General features: G+C 61.4%; 18 protein-coding genes, 1 tRNA gene and 2 pseudogenes. 11 read left to right on the top strand and 10 right to left on the bottom strand.

Annotated elements, in window-relative coordinates:
- Positions 1 to 12 precede the first annotated feature (12 nt).
- Positions 13 to 918 carry a LysR substrate-binding domain-containing protein gene (locus KW841_RS14690; protein ID WP_218477299.1) on the bottom strand — a complete coding sequence of 302 codons (906 nt, stop codon included), beginning with the start codon at positions 916 to 918 and terminating at the stop codon, positions 13 to 15.
- Between the two features lie 225 nt (positions 919 to 1143).
- Between KW841_RS14690 and KW841_RS14685 the strand changes: the two genes are divergently transcribed.
- The 6 genes from KW841_RS14685 to KW841_RS14660 all read left to right on the top strand — a co-directional run bounded on the left by KW841_RS14685 (position 1144) and on the right by KW841_RS14660 (position 6757).
- A complete protein-coding gene (locus KW841_RS14685) occupies positions 1144 to 2262 on the top strand; it encodes an ABC transporter ATP-binding protein (protein ID WP_218477297.1) in 1119 nt (372 codons plus the stop codon).
- 15 nt (positions 2263 to 2277) lie between these two features.
- Positions 2278 to 3198 (top strand): ABC transporter permease, encoded by a 921-nt coding sequence (locus KW841_RS14680; protein WP_007973904.1) that lies wholly within the window; start codon positions 2278 to 2280, stop codon positions 3196 to 3198.
- Positions 3198 to 4004 (top strand): ABC transporter permease, encoded by an 807-nt coding sequence (locus KW841_RS14675; RefSeq protein ID WP_007981818.1) that lies wholly within the window; start codon positions 3198 to 3200, stop codon positions 4002 to 4004. Before KW841_RS14680 ends, KW841_RS14675 begins: the two co-directional genes overlap by 1 nt.
- A gap of 27 nt (positions 4005 to 4031) precedes the next feature.
- Entirely contained in the window at positions 4032 to 5078 is a 1047-nt protein-coding gene (locus KW841_RS14670; RefSeq protein ID WP_116581224.1) for an extracellular solute-binding protein, read from the top strand.
- Positions 5079 to 5138: 60 nt separating this feature from the next.
- Complete coding sequence (locus KW841_RS14665; RefSeq protein WP_218477295.1) at positions 5139 to 6593, top strand: amidase; 1455 nt, start codon at positions 5139 to 5141, stop codon at positions 6591 to 6593.
- An 87-nt stretch (positions 6594 to 6680) separates the two neighbouring features.
- Positions 6681 to 6757, top strand: a tRNA-Met gene (locus KW841_RS14660).
- 155 nt (positions 6758 to 6912) lie between these two features.
- On the opposite strand, the gene KW841_RS14655 is transcribed toward KW841_RS14660, so the two are convergent.
- Positions 6913 to 8025 carry a DUF2817 domain-containing protein gene (locus KW841_RS14655; protein WP_218477293.1) on the bottom strand — a complete coding sequence of 371 codons (1113 nt, stop codon included), beginning with the start codon at positions 8023 to 8025 and terminating at the stop codon, positions 6913 to 6915.
- A 167-nt stretch (positions 8026 to 8192) separates the two neighbouring features.
- Here KW841_RS14655 and ggt point away from each other — a divergent pair, with 167 nt between their 5' ends.
- Positions 8193 to 10025 carry a gamma-glutamyltransferase gene (gene ggt / locus KW841_RS14650; protein WP_218477291.1) on the top strand — a complete coding sequence of 611 codons (1833 nt, stop codon included), beginning with the start codon at positions 8193 to 8195 and terminating at the stop codon, positions 10023 to 10025.
- 366 nt (positions 10026 to 10391) lie between these two features.
- Here ggt and ddlA read toward each other — a convergent pair whose 3' ends face one another.
- The 5 genes and pseudogenes from ddlA to KW841_RS14630 all read right to left on the bottom strand — a co-directional run bounded on the left by ddlA (position 10392) and on the right by KW841_RS14630 (position 15050).
- A complete protein-coding gene (ddlA, locus tag KW841_RS14645; protein ID WP_218477289.1) occupies positions 10392 to 11486 on the bottom strand; it encodes a D-alanine--D-alanine ligase in 1095 nt (364 codons plus the stop codon).
- A gap of 47 nt (positions 11487 to 11533) precedes the next feature.
- Complete coding sequence (locus KW841_RS14640) at positions 11534 to 12133, bottom strand: flavin reductase family protein (RefSeq protein ID WP_007973913.1); 600 nt, start codon at positions 12131 to 12133, stop codon at positions 11534 to 11536.
- 169 nt (positions 12134 to 12302) lie between these two features.
- Positions 12303 to 12740, bottom strand: a pseudogene (locus tag KW841_RS30060) (methyl-accepting chemotaxis protein); the annotation flags it as partial.
- Positions 12741 to 12893: 153 nt separating this feature from the next.
- Positions 12894 to 13529: pseudogene (locus tag KW841_RS30055) on the bottom strand (PAS domain-containing protein); the annotation flags it as partial.
- Positions 13530 to 13736: 207 nt separating this feature from the next.
- Complete coding sequence (locus KW841_RS14630) at positions 13737 to 15050, bottom strand: MFS transporter (protein WP_218477285.1); 1314 nt, start codon at positions 15048 to 15050, stop codon at positions 13737 to 13739.
- Positions 15051 to 15250: 200 nt separating this feature from the next.
- Here KW841_RS14630 and KW841_RS14625 point away from each other — a divergent pair, with 200 nt between their 5' ends.
- The 3 genes from KW841_RS14625 (at position 15251) to KW841_RS14615 (ending at position 18601) form a co-directional block, all read left to right on the top strand.
- Entirely contained in the window at positions 15251 to 16669 is a 1419-nt protein-coding gene (locus KW841_RS14625) for a short-chain fatty acid transporter (RefSeq protein ID WP_102701506.1), read from the top strand.
- Positions 16670 to 16759: 90 nt separating this feature from the next.
- Positions 16760 to 17932, top strand: a complete 1173-nt coding sequence (locus tag KW841_RS14620) for a hypothetical protein (protein WP_218477283.1) — start codon at positions 16760 to 16762, stop codon at positions 17930 to 17932.
- A 144-nt stretch (positions 17933 to 18076) separates the two neighbouring features.
- A complete protein-coding gene (locus KW841_RS14615; RefSeq protein ID WP_218477270.1) occupies positions 18077 to 18601 on the top strand; it encodes an SET domain-containing protein-lysine N-methyltransferase in 525 nt (174 codons plus the stop codon).
- 6 nt (positions 18602 to 18607) lie between these two features.
- On the opposite strand, the gene can is transcribed toward KW841_RS14615, so the two are convergent.
- Positions 18608 to 19252 carry a carbonate dehydratase gene (gene can / locus KW841_RS14610; RefSeq protein ID WP_015096835.1) on the bottom strand — a complete coding sequence of 215 codons (645 nt, stop codon included), beginning with the start codon at positions 19250 to 19252 and terminating at the stop codon, positions 18608 to 18610.
- Positions 19253 to 19420: 168 nt separating this feature from the next.
- Here can and KW841_RS14605 point away from each other — a divergent pair, with 168 nt between their 5' ends.
- Entirely contained in the window at positions 19421 to 19825 is a 405-nt protein-coding gene (locus tag KW841_RS14605; protein ID WP_007978047.1) for a hypothetical protein, read from the top strand.
- 113 nt (positions 19826 to 19938) lie between these two features.
- On the opposite strand, the gene rimI is transcribed toward KW841_RS14605, so the two are convergent.
- Together rimI and KW841_RS14595 are read right to left on the bottom strand one after the other, a co-directional pair.
- Positions 19939 to 20391: a ribosomal protein S18-alanine N-acetyltransferase gene (gene rimI / locus KW841_RS14600; RefSeq protein ID WP_104449420.1), complete on the bottom strand. Its 453-nt coding sequence runs from the start codon at positions 20389 to 20391 to the stop codon at positions 19939 to 19941.
- Positions 20384 to 21130 (bottom strand): energy transducer TonB, encoded by a 747-nt coding sequence (locus KW841_RS14595; RefSeq protein WP_218478234.1) that lies wholly within the window; start codon positions 21128 to 21130, stop codon positions 20384 to 20386. The genes rimI and KW841_RS14595 overlap by 8 nt, the downstream gene beginning before the upstream one ends.
- Positions 21131 to 21259: the final 129 nt, after the last annotated feature.

The following is a 21259-nucleotide window of genomic DNA, read 5'->3' as shown; positions in this document are numbered from 1 at the left end:
CGGCAGCCCTGCTCAGGCGCGGATCACCGCTTCCGGGAAGTCCTGCTCCAACTCGGTCTTGAGCCAGTCGATAAACCACGCCACGTCCGCCGACAGCTCGGCGGACGGCGTGAGTACCCGATAGCTTTCCAGCTTCACTTGCGCGTCCACCACCCGCACCAACTTGCCGGTATTGAGCTCCTCGCGCACCAGCACTTCGTTGGCCAGCGCAATGCCCTGCCCGCTCTCGGCCACTGACAGCGCATGGTCATTGTTGACGTAGAGCATGTCCGAATTGAGGTGGATGTCGAGGTCGTTGGCGGCGAACCACAGGTTCCACCACTCGCCGTCATCGACGTGGATCAGGTTGTGTTTCACCAGGTCCGCGGGGCTGCCAATGGGCTCGACGCTGGCCAGATATTCAGGGGAACAGATCGGAAACACCCGAGGGCAAATCAGGCTGGTGCGGGAGTGGGCATATTGGCCGTCCACCCCGTAGACAATGCCCAGATCAGCGCTTTTGCCATCCACTTCGGTGAAGGTCGAATTGGGTTCGATGGCGAACTTCAAACCCGGGCGCAGGTGACGCATGGCCTCGATGCGCGGCATCAGCCAGCGCTTGGCGAACCCTGGCACCACCATGATGCGCAGCCAGCGCTCGGCGTGTTTGGGCTGCGCCTCTTTTCCGGCTTCGATGATCAACTGCAAGGCGGCGGTGATCTTGCGGTGGTACTTCTGCCCCGCCGCCGTCAGGTTGACCCCGCGAGAGGTGCGCTCGAACAGTTGGATGCCCAGCCAGTCTTCCAGCAACTTCACATGGCGGCCGATGGCCGGCTGGGTCACGTGCAGGGCTTTGGAGGCTTCGACATAGCTGCCCAAGCGCGCCGCTGCATCAAAGGCACGCACCGCGTTGAGGGGTGGCAAACGCTGGTCAGGCATGGTTCTGAACGCCTTCTGCTGTTAAATTTTTTAACAGCCCCTATGTTAAAATTGAAGTTTCGCCCCCGCAACCCCTCACTGATAATCCAGCCACAGCAAAACAAAAAAACAGCTGGTTACAACACTCGAACGCAATCTCGATCCTGCCCAGAAAAATAATATCCATGGTCCGACGGCCCGGCTGACTACAGCACTCGCGGACGATGGGGGAATCGGAGGTAACGCATGAATGCCCTGCATTCGCTGCAAACGCTGGCGGTGTCCATCCGCTCAGTGCGTAAGGTTTACGGCGATCCAAAGACTGGCCCGGTGGCGCTCAAAAGCATCGACCTGGACATTCGCGACAACGAGTTCTTCACCCTCCTCGGCCCTTCGGGCTGCGGCAAGACCACGCTCCTGCGGATGATCGCCGGGTTCGAATTCCCTACCGAAGGCGAGATTCTGCTCTACGGCGAAAACATCGCCGACCGCCCGCCGTTCCAGCGCCCGGTCAACACGGTGTTTCAGCATTACGCGCTGTTCCCGCACATGACCATCGCCGAGAACCTGGCCTTCGGTCTTGAATCCCACCCGATGGGCAAGATCCTGAATAAAACGCAGATGGCCGAACGGGTGCGCGAGATGCTCGCCCTGGTGCAGATGGAGCGCTTTGCCAACCGCAAGCCGGCGCAACTGTCCGGCGGTCAGCAGCAGCGCGTCGCCCTCGCTCGTGCCTTGGCGCCGCATCCCAAAGTCTTGCTGCTCGACGAACCACTCTCGGCCCTCGATCTCAAGCTGCGCCAGGCCATGCGCGAAGAGCTGAAAACCATTCAGGCGCGCACCGGCATCACCTTCATCTTCGTCACCCACGACCAGGAAGAAGCGCTGACCATGTCCGACCGCATCGCCGTGTTGTCCGAAGGCGAAGTGCAGCAGGTCGGTCGTCCGGAAGACATCTACGAACGCCCGCGCAACCGCTTTGTCGCCGACTTCATCGGTGAAACCAACTTCATCGAAGGCACGGTCACCCGCGTCGAAGACGGCCTGGCCTGGTTCGCCGGCCCGGCCGGTCATCCGCTGCCCGCACAGCCGTGCAGCGATGTGCGAGTCGGCGCCAACGTCGCACTGTCCGTGCGCCCCGAGCGTTTGCATCTGGTGCCTGCCAGCACGGGCAACGCTCTGCCGTGTCGGATCGAAGCGCAGATCTACCTCGGCACCGACCTGCAATACCAGGTCAGCCTGAGCGACGGTTCGCGCCTCACCGTGCGCACCCCCAACTGCGTCGACCAGAGCAAACGCTTCGCCGTCGGCAGCCTGGCCGGTCTGTTGTTCGACCAGGGCAGCGCCAGCGTCCTGCACGATTGAGCACGAGGAATTGCCATGCACGCATTACCGATTGCCAACACGCTGGAACGTCGGCGGGCCTTCCAGAGTTTTCTCGGTGTCAGCCCCGCGCTGATTGCCATCGGCCTGTTTCTGATCGTGCCGATCCTGATCGTCATCGGTTACTCGCTGATGGAAGCCAACCCCTATGGCGGGGTGAACAAGGTCTTCAGCAGCGACGCCTACACCTCGCTGCTGTTCGAGCGACAACTGGATGACAGCCTGGCGTTTGCCGACTCCTATCTGATCATCGCCCTGCGTTCCATCGGCATCGCCGGGCTGACCACCGTCATTACCCTGCTGATCGGTTTTCCGGTGGCTGTATGGCTGGCCATGCAACCAGCCCATCGCCGTGGCTTGCTGATCTTCCTGATCACCGTGCCGTTCTGGGCCAACCTGTTGATCCGCACCTACGCCTGGATTCTGCTGCTGCGCAACACCGGTGTTATCAACAACAGCCTGATGGGCCTCGGGGTCATCGACCAGCCATTGCAACTGCTCTACACCGACGGCGCGGTGCTGCTGGGGCTGGTCTACACCTATGCGCCCTTCGTCGTGCTGCCGATCTACGCCACGCTGGAGAAGATGGATACCCGCCTGCTCGAGGCCGCTCAGGACCTCTATGCAGGGCGCGTCCGGACCTTGCGCAAAGTGGTGTTGCCCATCGCCAAACCGGGAATCATCGCCGGCGCCATCCTCACCTTCGTGCCTTGCCTGGGCGCGATGATCGCCCCGGAACTGCTCGGCGGCGGCACGCGGATGATGCTCGGCAACCTGATTTTCCGGCAGTTCAGCGATGCACGTAACTGGCCGTTCGGCGCGGCGCTTTCACTGGTGCTGATGGCCGCGGTGATGTTGGTACTGACGGTTTATGCCTTGCGTGCCGAACGCCAGCGCATCGCCAAAGGAGGTGCGTGATGATCGGCCTGTTCAAACGCAATACGCTGGGCGTGCAGGACTTCCCCGGCTTCGGCGGATTCAGTTTCCTGTTCTACCTGTACCTCTACGCGCCGATCGTCGTGCTGGTGGTGTTCTCGTTCAACGCCAACCAGTCGGCCACGGTGTGGACCGGCTTCAGCCTCGACTGGTATCGCGCGGCCTTCGCCAACCAGGCCCTGCGCCAGGCGGCCGGCAACAGCCTGTTGATCGCGGTCTGCGCCAGCATGGTCGCCACGGCCATCGCCACCCTCGCCGCCTTGGGCACTTCACGGGGTGCGAAATTCAAAGGGCTGCAATTGTCCATGGGCGCGATCATGTTGCCTCTGGTACTGCCGGAAATCGTGGTCGGCGTCGCCACCCTGGCGCTGTTTTCCACCATCGGCCTGTCCCTGGGCTACGGCAACCTGATCATCGCGCACACGGTGTTCTGTATTCCGTTTGCCTTTCTGCCGATCCGCGCCCGTCTGAACGACATGGACCTGTCCCTGGAACAGGCCTCGGCCGACCTCTACGCCGGCCCGTGGCGGACCTTTCGCAAGGTCACGTTGCCGCTGCTGATGCCGGGGATTTTCTCCGGGCTGATGCTGGCCTTCATCGTCTCGCTGGATAACTTCGTGATCTCGATGATGGTCTCCCAGGCCGGCACCACGACCTTGCCGATCTTCATCTTCGGCCTCTTGCGCATGGGCGTGACACCCGACGTCAACGCCGTGTCGACCCTGATCCTGGGCGTCTCGGTGCTGTTCGTAACCCTTTCCTATCTGCTGGGCAAAAAGAAATCCTGAACCTTCTACGTACTGTGGGGAAATAGCATGAGCAAGTGGATTAAAAGCATCGGCGCCTCGTTGTTCCTGACCTTGCCGCTGACCATGGCCGGCAGTGTTCAGGCCGCGGAAAAACTCAACGTGGTGAGCTGGAGCGGTTACTTTTCGCCGGAAATTCTCGCCAAATTCCAGAAGCAGACCGGCATTGAAGTCACCGTCGACTCCTACGACTCCAACGAAACCCTGCTGGCCAAATTGAAACAGGGCGGCGCCGGTTATGACGTGGCGATCCCTTCCCACCAGTTCATTCCGATCCTGATCAAGGAAAAACTGCTGGAGCGTTTCGATCCGGTCAACGAACCTTACTACGCCGGCGTCGTCGACAACCTGAAAAAGCCGACCTGGGACCCGGAAGGTGCCTATTCCGTACCGTTCATCTGGGGCACCACCAGCGTGGTGATCAATACCGAGCGCTACAAAGGCCCTGCCGACAGCCTCAAGGTGCTTTACGAGCCACCGGCCGAGCTGCAAGGGCGAATCAACATGTTCGATTCGGTCAGTGACGTGGTGGACATGGCCAGCCTGTACCTGAACATTCCGCTATGCAGTGAAGATCCGAAGCAGATGCAGCAGATCCTGACCCTGCTCAAGGCGCAGAAACCCTTCGTCAAAACCTACAGCTCCAAGGCTGGCTCGATCCGCGAAAACCTGGCATCCGGTGAAATCGACATGTCGACCTTCTGGGGCGGCTCGTCGATGCGCGCCCGGGAAATGAAACCGAGCCTGAAATACCTGTACCCGAAAGAAGGCGTACTGGCCTGGGTCGACAACATGGTCATCCCGACCGGCAGCAAGAACCCGGCGAACGCCAAGGCATTCATCGCGTTCCTCAGCCAGCCTGAAAACGCGGCGATGACCCAGAACTTCCTCAAGCACCAGAGCCCGATCAAGGGGGTAGAGCCGTTCCTCGACGCGGGCCTCAAGGACGCGCCGGAACTGCACATTCCCGAAGGCACACCGGTGGTGTTCAGCAAGACCTGCGGCGAAGGCGCGATCCGCCTGGCCGACCGTCTCTGGACCAACCTGATGCGCTGATCTCCACCGCCCCGACGCAAAGGCGGGGCGTTTTTCCAGCCGTCTGAAAGGCCGCTTGCAATGAACTCCAATAACATCAGCGAACTGGTCCTGTTGCAGGCCCATGAGCTCGCCGAACGCATCCGCCTGCGCCAGGTTTCCTGCCGGGAAGTGATGCAGACTTATCTTGCCCATATCGAACGCTTCAATCCGCAGGTCAATGCGCTGGTGAGCCTGCAAGCGCCTGAGGACCTGCTGGCCCAGGCGGATGTCCGTGATGCCGAGCTGGCCCGCGGTCAATACCGTGGCTGGATGCACGGGCTGCCCCATGCAATCAAGGATCTGTCTCTGACGCGCGGCATCCGCACCACCCTGGGTTCGCCGCTGTACAAGGACTTCATCCCCGAACGCGACGGCATCATGGTCGAGCGGATCAAGGGCGCCGGCGCGATCATCATCGGCAAGAGCAACACCCCGGAATTCGGCCTTGGCTCGCAAAGCTATAACCCGCTGTTCGGCGCGACCGGTTGCGCCTACGACCCGAGCAAAACCGCTGGCGGCAGCAGCGGCGGCGCAGCGGCGGCACTGGCCATGCACCTGGTGCCGGTGGCCGATGGCAGCGACATGATGGGTTCGCTGCGCAATCCGGCCGCGTTCAACAACATCTTCGGCTTCCGTCCGTCCCAGGGCCGCGTGCCCTTCGATGACAGTGCCGACCTGTTTATCGACCAACTCGGCTACGAAGGCCCCATGGCGCGCAGCGTGCGCGATGCCGCTTTGCTGTTGTCGGTGCAGGCCGGGGCCGATGCGCGGGCGCCATTGTCGATTGCCGAGTCCGGCAGTGCCTTTACGGCGCCGCTGGATCGCGATTTCAAAGGTACTCGACTGGGCTGGCTCGGCGACTTCAACGGCTACCTGCCGATGGAAAAAGGCATCCTCTCGCTGTGCGAAAAGGCCTTTTCCGACTTCGAAAGCCTGGGTTGCCACATTGAACCGGTTCAATCCGAATTCGCGCCAGAGAAGCTGTGGAGCAGTTGGCGAACCTTGCGCCACTGGATGATCGCCGGCTCGTTGGGCGCAACCTATGCCGACCCGCAAAAGCGTGCGCTGTTGAAACCGGAAGCCTGCTGGGAAGTGGAAAACGGCCTGAAACTCTCGGCCAGCGACGTGTTTGCCGCGTCAGTGACGCGCAGCGACTGGTATCGGGCGATCTCCAGGCTGTTCGAACAATACGACTACCTGCTGTTGCCCAGCGCCCAGGTCTTCCCGTTCGACAAGAACCAAGCGTGGCCCGCTTCCATTGAAGGCGTGAGCATGGACACCTATCACCGCTGGATGGAGGTGGTGATTCCCGGCACCTTGTCCGGCTGCCCGGTGGCCAACGTACAGGTCGGCTTCAACGCCAGCGGCCTGCCGATGGGCCTGCAAATCATCGGCAGACACCAGGCCGACTTCGCTGTACTGCAATTGGCGCACGCGTACGAACAGGCCAGCCGCTGGTTCCAGCGCTGCCCTTCACCCCTGCTTGGAAGGTAGATTTTGATAAACGGTTGAAAGCGCAGAGAAATATTTTAGATTTATGCTTGACGCATCCCCGTTACCGGTGAATAATGCGCGCCACTTGGCTACATAGCTCAGTTGGTTAGAGCATAGCATTCATAATGCTGGGGTCCGGGGTTCAAGTCCCTGTGTAGCCACCAAGTACTAAAAACGGCTTACCGAAAGGTAGGCCGTTTTTTTATGCCTCGTTTTTATATCCCTGTAGGAGCGAGCTTGCTCGCGATGGACGTTAACGATAACGCGTGCTTACTGGTTAAACGCGGCGCTCTTGAGTCCATCGCGAGCAAGCTCGCTCCTACAATGTCGGCAATGTCGGCAATACCGACAACGCCCGCTCCCAGATCTGCCACGTGCGCAACCAGACCATCGACTGCCAATCGCTATCGGCCGGATAGAACTGTTCCAGCAGATTCAACTTGATCCCGCGCCCTGTTGCGTCACCCGGATTGCCATACAGATGCAGCCAGTGGTCATCGCGCAAATGGCGGTGAACGTCCGGCCCCGGATACGTTCCGCACTCGATGACAAAAGGCATCAAGCGCACCAGCGGCAGCGCATCGATCAACGCCTGCGAGGTGTAGCCGGTGGCCGTCGCCGCCACGCCGGTTTCGCTCAGGGTATCGGCGCCGGTTTGCAGGCTGTAGAGCCACGGGCCGTAAATCGCCTGCGCATCCGGCAGCGCCGGATAGGCGGACTCGGTGATGGTCAGCAACATCGGATGACCGTATTCACCCGCACCGGTGTGCAAGTCAAAACACATGGCCACTTCGGCATGGGCCACGTGCTGTTGCACGATCCGGTGCAGCGTGCGGTTCGACCAGCTCGGCGCCAGCCCGCCATAGAACAGGCCATCGGGGTGAGCATGCTGACCGCCCTCGACAATCGACATCACCGCCGGCCAGCCATGCAGGCGAATCTGCTCGTCGAGCAAGGCATCGGCACGCTCACGCTCGGGGCCGTGCAACTGTGGGCAGGCATAGATTTCATGCAGGGCGTTATAGGCCTGGTTGTCCGGCAGCGGGCGCTGGAAATCCAGGTGATTGCGGTTCAGGTCGATGTTGTCTTCGTTGACCCGGCGCAACCACGCCATGCCCCAGGGGTTGATGGCATGGATCATGACCACGGCCACATCCGTTGGCAGGGAGCGCTTGCCCAACTCCTGCAGCCATTTGATCTGGCAGCCCGAGCCATAGAAGCCCTCAACCCCGTGAGTGCCGCTCAGCGCAACCAACAGACGCTTGGCGCCCGGATCACCCAACACCGCCACATCGGTACTCAACGATTCACCGAACGGACCTTTGAGCGGATGTGGATATTCAGTCAGGGTTGCGCCTGCGGCAGCCGCTGCGGCCAGGAACTGTTCACGCTGGGTGCGATAGCCGGGCTGGGTTGGGAACTCGGTGTGCATGTCTGCCTCTTGTTGATTTTCTGGCCTGCCTGATGGCAACGACCCTACAGAAATTCCTGCCATTGATGAAGGACAAAAACGTCAGCGCCATGGGACCCCGGTTTGCGTCCCTCCCGGTCGGCCGATAAAGTCCACAGATCGTAGATCCAACGGACGGAGTACCCCACGTGTTTTCAACCTTCGCTTTGCGCCGCCATCGCCTGCCTGCCCTGGCACTGATTGTCAGTGCCTTGACCCTGGCCGCGTGCAACAACGCTTCGGTGCCGATGTTGCCGCTCGCCCCGGAAAGCGCTTCGGGTTTTCGCACCGACCTGAAAACTCAACACGCCGAGAAATTCATGGCAGCGGCGGCCAACCCGCTGGCGACCGAAGCCGGGCGGGAGATGCTGCGCCGGGGCGGTTCGGCCATTGATGCCGCGATTGCGATGCAAGCGGTGTTGACGCTGGTCGAGCCACAGTCTTCGGGCATCGGTGGCGGCGCATTGATCGTACTTTGGGATGGCAAAGCCGTGCGCACCTACGACGGCCGTGAAACCGCCCCGGCCGGTGCCACCGAAAAACTTTTCCTGCAAGCCAATGGACAACCGATGGGCTTTACCCAGGCGCAGATTGGCGGCCGCTCGGTGGGCACGCCCGGCGTACTGCGTGCCCTCGAACTGGCCCATCAAAAACACGGACGCCTGCCCTGGGCGCAGCTGTTTGAACCGGCCATCCGGCTCGCCGAGCAAGGCTTTGCCATTTCACCGCGCCTGCACCAGCTGATCGCCGCAGATTCGTCCATGCCACGCTCTCCGGAAATGATGGCTTACTTCCGTAATGCCGATGGCAGCCCGAAAGCCGTTGGCACCCACCTGAAGAACCCGGCACTGGCCGCCGTGTTCAAACGCATCGCCCACGAAGGTCCGGATGCCCTGTACAAAGGCCCGGTCGCCGAGGAAATCGCCGCCAAGGTCCAGGGCCACGCCAACCCCGGCAGCCTGTCCCTGACCGATCTCGCCAACTATCAGGCCAAGGAACGCGCACCGCTGTGTACCGACTACAAACGCTGGCGAGTCTGCGGCATGCCGCCACCGTCGTCGGGCGGGATCGCCGTGGCGCAGATCCTCGGTACGCTGCAAGCCCTGGAAGCTCGCGACAAGCGCCTGGCGCTGGCACCGCTGAAACCGGTCAAGACCACAGCCCCGGCCGGCAGCGAACCCGACCCGCAAGCCGTGCACCTTATCTCTGAAGCCGAACGCCTGGCCTACGCTGACCGCGCGCAGTACCTGGCCGATAGCGACTTCGTGCCCGTGCCGGTCAAAGGCCTGGTCGACCCGGCCTACCTTGCCAGCCGCGCCGCCCTGATCGGCGAACGCAGCATGGGCACGGCCAAACCCGGCACGCCGCCGGGCATCCAGGTGGCCTATGCGCCGGACCGTTCGCCGCTGCGGATTTCCACCTCGCAAGTGGTGGCCGTCGATGACGCAGGCGGCGCCGTGTCGATGACCACCACCATCGAATCGGCGTTTGGCTCGCACATCATGGTTCAGGGTTTCATGCTCAATAACGAAATGACCGACTTCTCGTTCATCCCCGAGGAAAACGGGCAGAAAGTCGCCAACCGCGTCGAACCCGGCAAACGCCCGCGCTCGTCCATGGCGCCGACCCTGATCTTCGACCGCCAGAGTGGCGAATTCCTCGCCACTGTCGGCTCCCCCGGCGGCTCGCAAATCATCGAATACGTGGCCAAATCCACCATCGGTCTGCTCGACTGGAATCTCGATGCGCAAGCGGCCATCAACCTGCCCAACTTCGGCAGCCGCAACGGCCCGACCGAACTGGAACAGGGCCAGTTCAGCCCCGCGCTGATTCAGGCGCTGAAAGACAAAGGGCACAGCGTGAGCGAAATCGACATGACCAGCGGCACCCAAGCGATTGTTCGGGTCAAGGACGCTCAGGGCAAAGCATCACTGACGGGAGGTGCCGACCCACGGCGCGAGGGGCAGGCGTTGGGAGATTGAGTCACGCGCTGGAATGATGAAAGGCCTGCCAGTGAGCAGGCCCTTTTTTGGGGCCTTCACTGGTATGGAGCTCACTTCACTTTCGACTCGGACGCGGTCTCCTGTGGGAGCTGGCTTGCCAGCGATGGTGGTTAACGATGACGCGTGTAAACCGGATAAACGCGGCGCACTTGCGTCCATCGCCAGCAAGCTGGCTCCTACAGTTTCAGCGTGGGCATGGCCCCCTGTGGGAGCTGGCTTGCCAGCGATGGTCGTTAACGATGACGCGGGTGAACTGGATAAACGTGGCGCACTTGCGTCCATCGCCAGCAATCGAGCGTCAACCGGCCGCTCCTACAATTCCCCAGGAATGCGAGAGCAGCGCACTCAACGACTGATCTTCAACCCCTGCCGAACCTGATGTTTCTCCAGCGCCAGTTCGATCAACCGCGTCACCAGCTCGCTGTAGGTCATGCCGGTGGCCTGCCACAACTTCGGGTACATGCTGATGCGGGTGAAGCCGGGCAGCGAGTTGATTTCGTTGATCAGCACTTCGCCACTGTCAGTCAGGAACACATCGACACGGGCCAGGCCGGAGCAGCCCAGGATCTGGAACGCCTCGACGGCCAGGGCGCGAATGCGTTCGCTGGCCTCGACGCTGATATTGGCCGGCACCACGACTTCAGCGGCCGTGTCGTCGATGTATTTACTGTCGTAGGAATAGAACCCGCTGCGCACCACAATCTCGCCGCAACCACTGGCGATCGCCTCTTCATTGCCGAGCACTGCGCATTCAATCTCGCGGCCGCTGACCGCAGACTCGATCAACACCTTGGTATCGAAACTCAACGCCAGCTCCACCGCTGCGCTGTATTCGGCCTCGTCGGTAACCTTGCTCACGCCCACGGAAGAGCCCTGGTTCGCCGGCTTGACGAACAGCGGCAAACCGAGCCGGGACTGAACCTCGGCAAACCCGGTGCGTGCCGCCGAGGCGCGGGTCAATGTCACGAACGGCGTCACGGCCAGGCCGGCATCACGCAGCAGACGCTTGCTGATGTCCTTGTCCATGCACACGGCCGAGCCGAGCACATCGGAGCCGACAAACGGCAGATCGGCCATGCGCAGCAAACCTTGCAGGCAACCGTCTTCGCCGAGGGTGCCGTGGACGATCGGGAAGATCACATCGACATGGCCAAGCATTTCCTGACTGCTGGTTTCCACCAGTTGCTGGCTGGCTTTTCCGGGCACCACGGCCAGCTCGCGATTGGACTGATTGAGGGCGATCAGCGCCGGGTTTTCCTGATTCAGCAAAAAGTTGGAAGGGTCGTTGAGGTGCCAGTGGCCTTGTTTGTCGATGCCGATCAGCACCGGCTCGAAGCGAGAACGATCGAGAGCGTCGACGATATTCTTCGCCGATTGCAACGACACTTCGTGCTCTGCCGAGCGCCCGCCAAAGATTATCCCTACACGCAGCTTTCTCATCGCCTGGCCTCCTGGTGAATGTGCTTACAACCTGAATAGTCGAAACCTTACGGCTGCAAGGTCTTGCCGTCCACCGGCTCGCCAATGGTCAGGAAGTGCCCGCCCGCCACGTGGTGCAAGGTGCGCAAGGCGTCTTGCCCTTCGAAGTGCCAACGCCCTTCGCTGAACACGCGCTCGTCGGCCTGGGCGGCAATCACTTCGGCCAGGAACAGATCGTATTGCTGGTGGTTGTTCGGCTCCGGCAACAGGCGACATTCCAGCCAGGCCACGCAGCCCTCGAGCATCGGCGCATCGACCGATTCACCGGTGAAAGTCTGCAAATCGTAGGTCTCGAACTTGTCGCGCCCCTGGCCCTGGGTCAATTCCAGGCCGGAGGTCGAGCCGACGGTCTGCACAATGTCAGCCTGGGCAGCGCAAGGAACATTCAGCACAAAAGTGCCCGAGGCTTCCAGCAACTGGCGAGTCCAGGTGGACTTATCCAGCACCACGGCAATTTTCGGTGGTTCGAAATCCAGCGGCATGGCCCAGGCTGCCGCCATGATATTGCGCCGGCCATCGTGGGCGGCGCTGACCAGCACGGTCGGGCCATGATTGAGCAGACGATAAGCCTTGGACAAGGGAACCGGACGGCGGTGGGAAGCGCTCATGGAAGTCTGCTCCTGGGGGAAAGGAGCCGATTGTAGCGCCCACGTAACCCTGTGGGAGCGGGCTTGCTCGCGAAAGCGTCAGTTCAGTAACAGTTGCGTTGAATGACACACCGCTTTCGTCGGAACGCCGCCCGGAGCAAGCCCGCTCCCACCAAGAGCTGATCGCAGGTCAGTTAGTGAGTTGATTGGCAAACTGCCCCACCGCATTGACCACTTTCTGGGCGCCGTCCTGGATCTCGACAATCACCGTGCCCGCTTCCGCCGCCAGTGCCAGGCCCTGTTCGGCCTGGAGTTTGCCATCGGTCATCAAGGCCACGGCGTTGCGCGCCATGTCCTGGTTCTGCCGCACCACGAGGACGATCTCGTCGGTGGCCTGGCTGGTGCGCGACGCCAGTTGCCGGACTTCATCCGCCACCACGGCGAAGCCGCGGCCCTGCTCGCCCGCACGCGCCGCTTCGATGGCCGCGTTGAGCGCCAGCAGGTTGGTCTGTTCGGCAATGCCGCTGATGGTTTTGACGATGGTACCGATCACCAGCGATTGCTCGTTCAAGGCTTCGATGCCGTCGCCGGCGGTTTGCATGTGTTTGGCCAGGTCACGCATCACGTCCACGGCCTGGGTCACCACGGCGTTGCCGCGCTGGGCACTTTGGTCGGTTTGCTGCGAGGTGCTGTAGGCAATGTTGGCGGCTTCGGCGACGGCGTGTTCCTGATTGACCTGATCGGTAATCACCGTGGCGAACTTCACCACTTTGTAGAGCTTATTGTTGGCATCGACCACCGGGTTGTAGGACGCCTCCAGCCAGACCGCACGACCATGGCTGTCGACACGCTTGAAACGGTCGGCCACGTACTCACCCGCATTCAGGCGACGCCAGAAGTTCTGGTACTCGGCACTGTTGTAATCCTCCGGCAGGCAAAAGGTGCGGTGATGCTTGCCCTTGATCTGCGCCAGGCTGTAACCCATGCCACTGAGGAAGCGGTCGTTGGCGGTCAGCACGTTGCCGTTGAGGTCGAATTCAATCACCGCCGTGGAGCGCACCAGCGCACCGATCAGGTTCTCGTGTTCGCGAGACGCCTCGATGGTGCGAGTCAGGTCGCTGGAGAAGATCGAGAAACACTTGATCCGACCGTCCGCCGAGCGCACTGGCTGCAGGATCGAACGCAACCAGGCTTCCTGCCCCGTGCCGCGCAACAGCCGTACCGCACCGGCGAAGTGCTCGCCACGGGTCAGTGCGTTCTTGAAGCGCTGCTGGAATTCGTCGAATTTCACGTGTTCCGGGACGAGGTCGTCGATGTGCCGGCCGATCAGGTCGCCGCTCTTGTAATGCATTTCGCCGAGGAAGTTCTGATTGACCGACTGGACACGTCCATCGCTGTCGAGGGTCAGCACCAGCATCTCGCTTTCCAGACTTTCCTTCACTTGCTGGAGGCTGGAGAGTTCTTCACGAAGAGCCGACAGCTCCTGCTTCAAGCGTTTATTGAACATGGGAAAGCACCGATGGACAGGGATGGAAAGCGATATGCAGCCTAACCATCGGCCTTGGAAACATTTTCTTAAGCGTGATTCAGGTTTGTCCTACAAAAATAGTGACGACGCGCCCGATCAATGCGCGCCAGCGGCAGAACAGCCAGCAATTCTGGGCATCCGCACACCGAAGTACGCCGCACTGCCCACGCCCACCGCGCCCATTACCGCACTGAACATCACGCAGATCCACGGACTCCACGGCATCAGGCCGATCAGCAACAGCGGTGTGATGCTCGCCCACGCGGCGTAGGCAATGTTGTAGGTGAACGAGATGCCCGAGACACGAATCCGCGCCGGGAACAGGCTGACCATCACCGATGGCACCGCGCCGACCACCCCGCAGGCCAGCCCTGCCACGGCGTAGGCCAGGCCGATCCAGTCACCGCCCATGATCAGGCAGCTGTAAAGCACACCGATGCCCAACGGCAGCAGCAGGCTATAGAACATCACCGTGCGCCAGGCGCCAATGCGGTCGACCAGCAGCCCGGCGAGCACGCAGCCGATGTTCAGGAACACGATGCCCAGTGCGCTCAAGGCGAAGGTATGGCTGGCGGTCATGCCAAAGGTTTTCTGCATCATGGTCGGGGTAATGACCACGAAAACCACCACGGCCGAGGTCAGCACACAGGTGAGAATCATCGCCGGCAAAATGGCCAGTCGATGCTCACGCAGGACCGTGCGTAGCGGCAGTTCACCGGCCGCCTCGCGCTGCGCCTGCATGGCCATGAACACCGGGGTTTCGCTGAGCCAGCGACGCAGCCAGACGCCGATCACTCCAAACACGCCGCCGAGCAGGAAGGGGTAACGCCAGGCGTAATCGAGAATTTCCGCCTGAGTGAAGGCCTGCGCCAGGAAGGTCGCGGTCAATGCACCGATCAGATAGCCGAACGTCAGCCCCGCCTGCAGGAACCCCAGGGCATAACCCCGGTGACCGATCGGCGCATGCTCGGCGACGAAAACCCAGGCACTCGGCACTTCGCCGCCCACCGCCGCGCCCTGGAGAACGCGCAGGACCAGTAGCAACAAGGGGGCGAAATAACCGATTTGCGCATAGGTCGGCATGATCCCGATCAGCAGGCAGGGCAATGCCATCATCAGGATGCTCAGGCTGAAGACTTTCTTGCGCCCCAGGCGATCGGCGAAGTGCGCCATCAGGATGCCGCCCAAAGGTCGCGCCAGGTAACCGGTGACGAAAATCCCGAAGCTTTGCAGCAGGCGCAGCCACTCGGGCATTTCCGGCGGGAAGAACAACTGGCTGAGGGTCAGGGCGAAAAACACGAAAATGATGAAGTCGTAGATTTCCAGCGCCCCGCCGAGGGCGGCAAGCCCCAGGGTCTTGTAGTCCGAGCGGCTGAACGGCGCCGGGCGCGAATCGGTGTTGGCAGTCATGTAAAGAACTCTGGCACAGGCAAAAACCAAGGCGCCCATGGTCTACGCAAACGCGCTGGCGGACAACCCGCTAGACCAAAGTCCCATAGCCACAAATCAGCCCCGCAAAAATCCACGGCTTGAATTAATGTTGGCGTCTGTCCAGACGGGCGGTTACTGCCCCGAAGACCACAACAAACATAAAAATTCGAGGTACTCCCGTGGCCGCTGATATCGAAGATAGCCGCTCCGCCCGCTTTGCCCTGCGCTGTTCAAGTTTTGCCGAACGCTGGTTCCCCGACTCCTGGGTGTTTGCTGCCCTGGCGGTGATTATCGTCGCGGTGGCCACCATGGCCATGGGCGCCAAGCCCACCGACGCCGCCATGGCCTTCGGCGATGGCTTCTGGAGCCTGATCCCCTTCACCATGCAGATGGCCTTCGTGGTGATCGGCGGTTATGTGGTCGCCAGTTCACCGCCGGCGGTGAAACTGATTGACCGCCTGGCGAAAATCCCGAAAAACGGCCGCTCTGCCGTGGCCTGGGTCGCGCTGATCTCGATGGTCGCCTCGCTGCTGAACTGGGGCTTGTCCCTGGTGTTCGGCGGATTACTGGTGCGCGCCCTCGCCCGCCGCACCGATCTGAAAATGGATTACCGTGCCGCCGGTGCCGCCGCCTACCTGGGGCTCGGTGCCGTGTGGGCCCTGGGCCTGTCGTCATCGGCCGCTCAATTGCAGGCCAACCCGGGTAGCCTGCCGCCCTCGATTCTGTCGATCACCGGGGTGATTCCATTCACCCAGACGATCTTTCTCTGGCAGTCCGGCGTGATGTTGCTGGCCTTGATCGTGATTTCGCTGATCATCGCCTACGCCACCGCCCCCGGCCCGAATTCGGCGCGTGACGCCAAGGCCTGTGGCGTCGACCCGAGTTTCAACCTGCCACCGCTGCAACCACGCACCCGCCCCGGCGAATGGCTGGAACACAGCCCGCTGCTGACGATTCTGCTGGTGTTGCTGGCGGCCGGGTGGTTGTTCCATGAGTTTTCGACCAAACCGGCCATCAGTGCGATTTCCGGGCTGAACACCTACAACTTCCTGTTCATCATGCTCGGTGCCCTGCTGCACTGGCGCCCTCGCAGCTTTCTGGATGCCGTGTCCCGTGCGGTGCCGACCACCACCGGGGTGTTGATCCAGTTCCCGCTGTATGGCTCGATCGCGGCACTGATGACCACGGTCAAGGGCGCCGATGCGCAGACCCTGGCGCATCACATCTCGACCTTCTTCGTCAGCATTGCCTCCCACGACACCTATGCCCTGCTGATGGGTGTGTACTCGGCGATCCTCGGTTTCTTCATTCCGTCCGGTGGCGGCAAGTGGATCATCGAAGCGCCGTACGTGATGCAGGTGGCCAATGACCTGAACTATCACCTGGGATGGGCGGTACAGATCTACAACGCCGCCGAAGCCTTGCCGAACCTGATCAACCCCTTCTACATGCTGCCATTGCTGGGCGTGCTGGGGCTGAAGGCGCGGGACCTGATCGGTTTCTCGTTCGTGCAGTTGCTGGTACACACGCCACTGGTGCTAGTGTTGTTATGGGCACTGGGGACGACGCTGGCGTATTTGCCGCCAGTCATGCCGTAACCCAGAAAGGGGCCGGCCTTGATCGGCCCCTTGTGTTCCGCCCGTCGGTTTCAGTATCTGCTGGTCTAATACGCTGAAAAGGATCTGAGCATGTTCAAACTTGCGGCACTCACCCTCGCAGCCTTCACCCTAAGCACCACCGCCCACGCCGATGTCAATTTGAAGCTGGGCACGACCGAACGCGTTACCCGCCTCTTCGCCTACCCCAACAATTGCAACGTGATCTGCTTTCGCAACTGGACGCTCGAGCAAACCGTCGAGCATTACCTGACCCAGAGCGTGCAGCGCGATGGCTACGGCGACGCGAAGGTTCTGGTCAAAACCGATAACGGTCAGCTCCACGCGGAAATCATCGGCGTGCCCAATGGCTATGAAAAACCGTTGGCAGCGCTGCTCGATGCCGGTGACCTGGCCTATAACGGCGCCAGCAAACTGAATGCCGACGGCAAGTGGGCGTACAGCTGGTACCTGTTCCTGCCGCTGGGCATGGCCCTGGAGAACCGCAAAAGTGTCGAGTTGCTGCACTTCCCGCCCGACTATTCGTTGACCCAGGCCCAGGATTACCTGAAGTCCGCCACCACGGATCGTTGGGCCTCGCTGCTCACCGTCAATGGCATCCCGGTCGAGCAGACGCCGGCCTTTCAGACCATCATCGACATCGCCCCTATCGCCGCCCCCTCCAACGCCGGCAAGGACCTGGAGGGCGTCTACAGCTACTTCAACGAGTACCAGACCACCATGGTCAGGAACCTCAGCCTGCACGCCAGCGGTGAAACATTGCCGATGGTCGCCTTCGGCTCACCGGTGCGTAACTGGATCAAGCAACAATACGGGGCGACCGTGAATGTGCTGGGGCTGGCGACGATCAGCCCGAGTGACGGGGTGAAAGTGCGGGTGCTGGGCTCCAACCACCCAAGCTACATCTGGTATGCCGCCGATCCGGCAAGCTATACCGGCAACGATGCCAAGGCCAAGGCCGATGCGGCGGGGCTGAAAGTCATGGGCCAGGATTTGAGTGCCGCCTGCTGGCAGGCCGTCATGGGCCGCCAGCCGGACAGCAATGCCGATATCGAGCTGAAAACCTGCACACAAACCTGGCAAGTGGCCGAGAAGGATAAAACCTGCGCGCTGTTCTACACCTCGATTCGCAACCTGACGCCGGGACAGGCGGCGGCCAAATGCTCGACAGCAGCGATCCAGTTGCAGCTCAAACAGCTCAAGGCACCCGCTCCGGCCACCGCCCTGCCCGCACCACCGCTATAAACCGACTATCGGCAGTCCATCTGTCAGTTTTGACAGTAGACCGCCCGCGATATCTGCGAGAGGCTTGGGCCGTACCCACGTGCTGCAGCGCTGACTGGATCGTCAGCCGATGGAAGTCGCAGCACCCAGCCGACAGGGATCGTTATGAAAGCCGATGCACTGCGCAAGTCTCTCGCGCCACCGCCGCAGGGTATTTACCCATTTGTGGAGTTACCCCCGCACCTCGGATATCCATCCCTGGCCGATTTCGAGATTCTCTCGAACGAACAGGGCGCGCCCATGGCTGCGGCAGCGTTGCGCGATTTCCCCCGCATAAGCCGGATCTGCCGGGTATCGGGGCATTTGCTGCCCTGTCGTGGCCGGCATACCCGACAACTGGCCCGAGATATTCATGTCCATGACCCGCATTTCTGTGGGCTGCTGCGCCACTCTTGCGACCCGAACGTATTTCTCGACATGAGTGAGCTGTGGTTGTGGGCGCTCAAAGACATTCAGAAAGGTGACTGGCTGTCGATGGATTACGCCGCCACGGAAGACAAACTGCTGCGCCAGTTCGCCTGCCGCTGCGGTTCGTACAACTGCCGGGGCTGGATCACCGGCTTCGATGAAGCGCCGAATGCCGACGGCCAGCTGTTTTTGCAACAGTGGCGTCGGCAAAGTCCGCGCTGAAGGGCTTTACAGGGGTTCGAACGGACGCAGGCGGTACTGCGGCGGCAACTGCTCGAAGCCGCTGATGGTGGCGTTCAGGCTCTTCCAGCGACCGTCCTTGATACCGTAGATGCAGCCATGGATCGACAGGCTCTGCCCACGGTGCCAGGCGTTTTGCACAATGCTGGTGTGCCCGACGTTGGCCACTTGCTGGATCACGTTGAGTTCGCAGAGACGGTCGACGCGTTCTTCTTCGGTGTCCAGTTTGGCGAGTTCTTCGCGCTTTTCGTAATACAGGTCGCGAATCGAGCGCAGCCAGCCGTCGATCAGGCCGAACTGGCGATCCTGCATAGAGGCGCGCACGCCACCGCAGCCATAGTGGCCGGTGACGAGGATGTGCTTGACCTTGAGTACGTCGACCGCGTACTGAATCACCGACAGGCAGTTGAGGTCCGTGTGTAGCACGACGTTGGCCACATTACGGTGTACGAACAGATCGCCCGGCAGCATGCCAACGATCTCGTTGGCCGGCACCCGGGCATCGGAACAACCGATCCACAGGAACTCAGGGGTCTGTTGGCGGGCCAGCTTGGCGAAGAAGTCAGGATCTTCCTCCTTGATCGCAGCGGCCCAACGCTCGTTGTTATCAATCAGATCTTGTAATTCGTTCATGCTTTGAAGCCTCAAGAATGATGCGCAGCTTTGACTGACAACCGTCCGTCGGGGTCACGCGCGAAATGCGGATGCTCTCCTGATCCGGTACTCGGGGCTCCATGCCGGTGGAATTCTCGGTAGCCACGTGGGTCAACCGTAGTAAGGCCTACAGTATGAGGAATTGCCATGAATGATTCACGACGTCCGTACGATGCGGTGCAACCGGAACCCGTCGATGATAACGAAGACCGCATGGGTTCGGTGCGTGAGCTGGATTTCGACACCGAAGAACCCAGCGCCAGGATCGGTGACGAACTGCCGGAAAACGAGCGCGAACAACTGATGCCGCCCCGCCGCGGACGTGAAGCAGGCCTGACGGGCGCCTCGACCGGCGATCATCAACCTACCGACGACGACCTGAGCCCGGAAACCCTGATCCGTGAAGACGGCGCCCGGGATGCCCAGGAGGCGGGCAATGATAATCGCGCGGATTGGGACCTGAGCATCGTCGATGAGGATGACATTGGCGGTGGCAATGGCCTGGATGAGGCGGAAATGGCGCGGCGCGATCCGATGGACGGCAAGCGATAGTTTTTTAGTGCCTGTTCAGCCGCCTTCGCGAGCAAGCCCGCTCCCACAGGGGAATGCATTCCAAATGTGGGAGCGGGCTTGCTCCGGGCGGCGATCCGACGAAGCTTTTAAGCTCAATCGACCAATGTGCAGGCCATGACCACCGCATCTTCGCGCCCACCCACCGCCGGGTAGTAATCCCGGCGCCGGCCGATTTCGTTGAAACCATAACGCTCGTACAGTTTGAACGCCGCGGTATTGCTGTCGCGCACTTCCAGGAAACATTCCCGGGCGTCGGCCTTGTAGGCAATCGACATCAAATGCTCCAGCAATGTCAGCCCCAGGCCGCGGCCCTGGTTTTCCGGCTTGACCGTGATGTTCAGCAGGTGCGCCTCGTCGAGGATGATCTGCACCACACCGTGGCCCACCTGTTGCTGGCCTTCGAACATCAGCCAGATCTGGTACTTGCCCAGGCCGTCGAGAAAAATCCCGCGGGTCCAGGGATGGCTATAGGCCGCGTACTCGACTTTCAGCACGTTTTCCAGGTCCGCCTCGGTCATCGGGCGAAACGATACAGCGTCACTCATTCGATTCTTTCCAGCGCGCCATCAGCCGACGCATGGCTTGCCAGACATCAGCCTTACGCTGTGGCTCTTCCATTAATAATTCCAGGCCCGGTACCGCCCAGGCCGAGCCCAGGCCTTCGATCTGCAATTCGCGATTGAACGCCTCGGCATCCGCTTCGCCGGCAAAACGCACGGCGGGCAGGCCGATCAGCCACAGGCAGGCGCAGGGCGTTTCTTCCATGCGCACCGAGAGAAAACCTTGCACGAAGTCGCGGGCCGCTTCCGGACCCTGGTCCATCGTGCCACGCACCAGCAGCGGCCAGCGCACCGGCTCGCCGACGATCTGCGGGCTGTCCGGCAGACCGGCGGCGCGCAGCATGTCCTTGAGCAGCAGATAAGCAGGGTCGCGGGTCTGGAAGGGTTCGCCTGTGGGTAACTCCACCAGCAGCAGGCAACGCCCGGCCCGCAGCAATTGCAGGGCGAAACGCGGCGGCGGCACGACCGGTGCCTTGACCACGACGGGTGCCTCTTCGGCCTCTTCCACCGGTTTGGCACCGGTGCGGGTGCTCGCCAGCGATGGCCGCGGCACCTCGATCTTCACCCGCTCGGCCGGTTTGACCACAGGCGCCACGGGCGTCTCAGCCACGACAGCCGGCACGACAGGCGCGACCACAGCCGGCTCGGGCATCTCCAGCAGCTCGGGCCGTGACGGCGCAGCAAAGGGCAATTCGGTGCGCGGCAGCCAGTTGACCACCTGCATGGCGTTCAAATAAGCGCGACGACGGGACTCGATAAGCAAAGGTCGGCCACTTGTGGATAACTAAATTGCGCTGATTCTACCGCCGTTCGCACAAGATCGCGCGCTGTTGATCGATAGACTTCACGGACA

The sequence above is a fragment of the Pseudomonas sp. PDM28 genome (genome assembly GCF_019219115.1).
Taxonomy (GTDB): domain Bacteria; phylum Pseudomonadota; class Gammaproteobacteria; order Pseudomonadales; family Pseudomonadaceae; genus Aquipseudomonas; species Aquipseudomonas laurylsulfatiphila.
This window is presented reverse-complemented; position numbering and strand designations above follow the sequence as displayed.

Coding starts and splice junctions, on each gene's coding strand:
- KW841_RS14690 (WP_218477299.1), bottom strand. CDS start 918: ATGCCTGACCAGCGTTTGCCACCCCTCAACGCGGTGCGTGCCTTTGAT.
- KW841_RS14605 (WP_007978047.1), top strand. CDS start 19,421: ATGAATGATTCACGACGTCCGTACGATGCGGTGCAACCGGAACCCGTC.
- KW841_RS14670 (WP_116581224.1), top strand. CDS start 4,032: ATGAGCAAGTGGATTAAAAGCATCGGCGCCTCGTTGTTCCTGACCTTG.
- KW841_RS14620 (WP_218477283.1), top strand. CDS start 16,760: ATGTTCAAACTTGCGGCACTCACCCTCGCAGCCTTCACCCTAAGCACC.
- KW841_RS14655 (WP_218477293.1), bottom strand. CDS start 8,025: ATGCACACCGAGTTCCCAACCCAGCCCGGCTATCGCACCCAGCGTGAA.
- KW841_RS14640 (WP_007973913.1), bottom strand. CDS start 12,133: ATGAGCGCTTCCCACCGCCGTCCGGTTCCCTTGTCCAAGGCTTATCGT.
- KW841_RS14665 (WP_218477295.1), top strand. CDS start 5,139: ATGAACTCCAATAACATCAGCGAACTGGTCCTGTTGCAGGCCCATGAG.
- KW841_RS14615 (WP_218477270.1), top strand. CDS start 18,077: ATGAAAGCCGATGCACTGCGCAAGTCTCTCGCGCCACCGCCGCAGGGT.
- rimI (WP_104449420.1), bottom strand. CDS start 20,391: ATGAGTGACGCTGTATCGTTTCGCCCGATGACCGAGGCGGACCTGGAA.
- KW841_RS14675 (WP_007981818.1), top strand. CDS start 3,198: ATGATCGGCCTGTTCAAACGCAATACGCTGGGCGTGCAGGACTTCCCC.
- KW841_RS14685 (WP_218477297.1), top strand. CDS start 1,144: ATGAATGCCCTGCATTCGCTGCAAACGCTGGCGGTGTCCATCCGCTCA.
- can (WP_015096835.1), bottom strand. CDS start 19,252: ATGAACGAATTACAAGATCTGATTGATAACAACGAGCGTTGGGCCGCT.
- ddlA (WP_218477289.1), bottom strand. CDS start 11,486: ATGAGAAAGCTGCGTGTAGGGATAATCTTTGGCGGGCGCTCGGCAGAG.
- KW841_RS14595 (WP_218478234.1), bottom strand. CDS start 21,130: ATGCAGGTGGTCAACTGGCTGCCGCGCACCGAATTGCCCTTTGCTGCG.
- KW841_RS14680 (WP_007973904.1), top strand. CDS start 2,278: ATGCACGCATTACCGATTGCCAACACGCTGGAACGTCGGCGGGCCTTC.
- KW841_RS14630 (WP_218477285.1), bottom strand. CDS start 15,050: ATGACTGCCAACACCGATTCGCGCCCGGCGCCGTTCAGCCGCTCGGAC.